The sequence below is a fragment of the uncultured Ruminococcus sp. genome (assembly GCF_937915125.1).
GTDB lineage: Bacteria > Bacillota > Clostridia > Oscillospirales > Ruminococcaceae > Ruminococcus_C.
Genome location: NZ_CALDMP010000059.1, coordinates 1 through 3,366 on the forward strand (window position 1 = coordinate 1; position 3,366 = coordinate 3,366).

The 3,366-nt window shown below is 45.5% G+C and carries 2 protein-coding genes; both read left to right on the forward strand.

Annotated features, from left to right (window positions below):
* The first annotated feature begins 156 nt into the window (after positions 1–156).
* The gene (locus Q0418_RS05825) at positions 157–1,326 is read left to right on the forward strand and encodes a cation diffusion facilitator family transporter (protein ID WP_298483104.1); all 1,170 of its coding nucleotides are present in this window, start codon (positions 157–159) and stop codon (positions 1,324–1,326) included.
* A gap of 320 nt (positions 1,327–1,646) precedes the next feature.
* On the forward strand, positions 1,647–3,266 hold the full coding sequence (locus Q0418_RS05830; RefSeq protein ID WP_298483106.1) for a cellulase family glycosylhydrolase: 1,620 nt from the start codon (positions 1,647–1,649) through the stop codon (positions 3,264–3,266).
* Positions 3,267–3,366: the final 100 nt, after the last annotated feature.

The following is a 3,366-nucleotide window of genomic DNA, read 5'->3' on the forward strand; positions in this document are numbered from 1 at the left end:
CGAAAAATCTGACGGCGCATCTGACGCACAATCTTTGTGCGGTATTGCCTTAAAATTTGTCGCACGGTTTTATTATTGTACAGAATGAAAGGTGGCTGCTGCAATGGTAGTACATCCGAAACCCAACTGTACACTCCTGAAAGAAAGGCGATTTTTATGCTGGATTTTTTGATTCATAAACTGATCCGTAACAGCGATAACACATCCGATCCCAGTGTTCGGAAAGCATATGGCACATTCAGCAGTATTGTTGGCATTATCTGCAATCTGCTTCTGTTTGGATTGAAGTACACCATGGGTGTTTTGTCCCATTCAATTGCCATCATCTCTGACGCATTCAACAACTTATCTGATTGTGCCAGCTGTCTGATCACCATGTTTGGCTATAAACTAGCGGCAAAGCCTGCTGATAAGGATCATCCATTCGGTCACGGCCGTATGGAATATCTCACCTCTCTGGTGATTGCTGTGATGATTGCACTGATGGGCTTTGAGTTGCTTCGGAATTCCGCAGCAAAAATCATCCATCCTGAAGACGTGTCATTCCGTTGGATGACGCTGGGCGCTTTGCTTATTTCTATCGGAATCAAGCTCTGGATGGCGTGGCTGAATACAAAGCTGGGAAAACGTATTCATTCTTCTACCATGATTGCTGTAGCAAAGGACAGCCGCAGTGATGTAATCGCCACTTCAGCCACAATTATTGCCTTGGTGGCATCCCTGTTTACGGATCTGCCCTTGGACGGCATCATGGGTGCGGCAGTTTCTCTGTTTATTTTAAAAACAGCATATGACATTATCCGAGATACAGTAGGCGATCTGCTGGGACGTCCGGCAAATCCGGAAGTGGTACAAAAACTGCAGGAAATGCTTCTGTCCCATCCGGAAATCGTGGGAATCCATGATCTTGTACTCCACAACTATGGTCCGGGAAAAACTCTAGGCAGCTGCCATGTTGAAGTGAAAAGCGATTCTGATTTTGTTGCCGTACATGAGGTGGTGGATATTGCAGAGCGTGAAATATATGAGACCATGCAGATTTTGATGACGATCCATATGGATCCCATTGAACTGGACAATGAAATTGCGAATAATTATCGCCATATGACAGAAGCAGTGATCCACGGACTTGATGAACGACTGAGCCTGCATGATTTTCGCCTGGTTTCCGGGGAAAATACCAACCGATTGATTTTCGATCTGGTTGTTCCATTTGATTGTGCCTATACGGACGACCAGCTCCAGGAGATGATCACCCATGAATTACAGCAGCAGGATGCCACGTGCCAGACCATCATTACATATGACCGGGACTATACCGGATAAAAGACGGTATTATCCTTCATTCTCCTCTGCTTTTCTTGGAAGAATGCATTAGAGCGTATTCACATAAATCCAAACAAGCGTCTTTCCGGCAAAATTTCGCGCATACTGCGTTAAGGCAACACCGCACAAAGATTGTGCGGTGTTGCCTTAAAAATCTTTGCCGGGCGACAGCCCGCCTGCGGATTTTTACCTTGTTTGCGCTAAATTTATGCTCGAAAATCCGCTTATTCGTTTTATGTGAACACACTCTAGAATCAATTGACTTTTCCGAAAAATTGTGCTACAATATAGACAAAACTTTTGAATTCGGGAGGTACTTTATGCTGCGTTCGTTCTTAAAAAAACTTCTGCTTCCGACTGCGCTCGCCGGTTCTATGCTTTTCTCAGCAGCTGCACCGGTTTTTCATGTAGCTGCTGAACCGGATAGCTACCATGATGATTGGCTTCACGTGAATGAAAATGCAGAAATTGTCGATATGGACGGAAATCCTGTCTGGATCACCGGCTGTAACTGGTTCGGCTACAATGTCGGCAGCCAGGTTTTTGACGGTGTCTGGTCACAGAATATGCATGACATGCTTCGTCAGATCGCAGATCATGGCTTCAACTTTCTGCGTGTTCCTATGTCTACAGAAATACTGCTGCAATGGAAAAACGGTGACCCAGATCCTGCGACACCGAAAGTGAACCAATATTCCAATCCAGAACTGACACTGGAAGGCGTTGAAGGCGGTACAATCATGTATAGTTTTGACATCTGGAATCTTGCGGTGAAGTGGTGCCGTGAGCTCGGCATCAAAATTATGATCGACATTCACAGTGCAGAAACGGCTTCTGCCGGTCACCAGATCAGTCTGTGGTACACAGACAAATTCAGTACAGAGGACTGGTGTGATGCACTGGCGTGGTTTGCCGATTATTACAAAGACGATGATACCATCCTTGCAATTGACCTGAAAAATGAGCCCCACGGAACCGCAGATGTCAAAGATCAGATGGCAAAATGGGACGACTCAACAGATCCGACAAACTGGAAATATGCGGCAGAGACCTGTGCCGCGAGAGTACTGGAAATGAATCCAAATCTGCTCATAATGGTAGAAGGAACAGAGGTTTATCCAAAAGAAGGCTATGACTGGACTGCTCCCAAAATTGACTATACAACTATGACGGAGTATTATTACGGTACATGGTGGGGCGGTAATTTCCGCGGTGCAAAGGAATATCCCATTGATCTGGGCGAATATCAGAGTCAGCTGGTGTATTCTCCCCATGACTATGGTCCTCTGGTGTGGGAACAAAAATGGTTCTATGACGGCTTCACACAAGAATCCCTTCTGAAAGACTGCTGGTACGACAACTGGTTCTTTTTACAGGACGAAGGCGTTGCTCCACTTCTGATGGGAGAATGGGGCGGCTTTTTGGACGGAGACAGAAATGAAGCTTGGATGACTTATTTACGGGACTTCATGATCGAAAACCGTATCCATCACACATTTTGGTGCTTTAACGAAAACTCTGGTGACACCGGTGGTCTGGTGTATGACAATTTCGTAAAGTGGGACGAAGAAAAATATGCTCTGGTTGAGCCGGCTCTGTGGCAGGATAACACCGGACGTTTTATCAGTCTGGATCACGAAATTGCCCTGGGCGAAAATGGTATTTCTCTCGGAGAATACTACGGCGGCTCTGTGCCAGGAACAACTGGAACGACAACTGAACTGCCGAAAATGATTCCAGGAGATCTCAACGGTGATTTGACTGTCAATGGTATTGATCTGGCACTTGCACGGCAGAAAATTCAAAACTCTGCCGATGGTATGCTGTTGTCGTCTGCCTCCCCGGAAGATACCAATGGTGATGGCGTCTTTCATATAGCAGATGTTGTTCTTCTTTTGAAATATCTACTGGGTGAGAATGTCACATTAAAAAGCAACTAATAAAATTAGGGCAATACCGCACAAAGATTGTGCGTCAGATGCGCCGTCAGTTTTTTCGTCAGATGAAACAAAAAGCGCAGTGAATACTTTGTGTATTCAC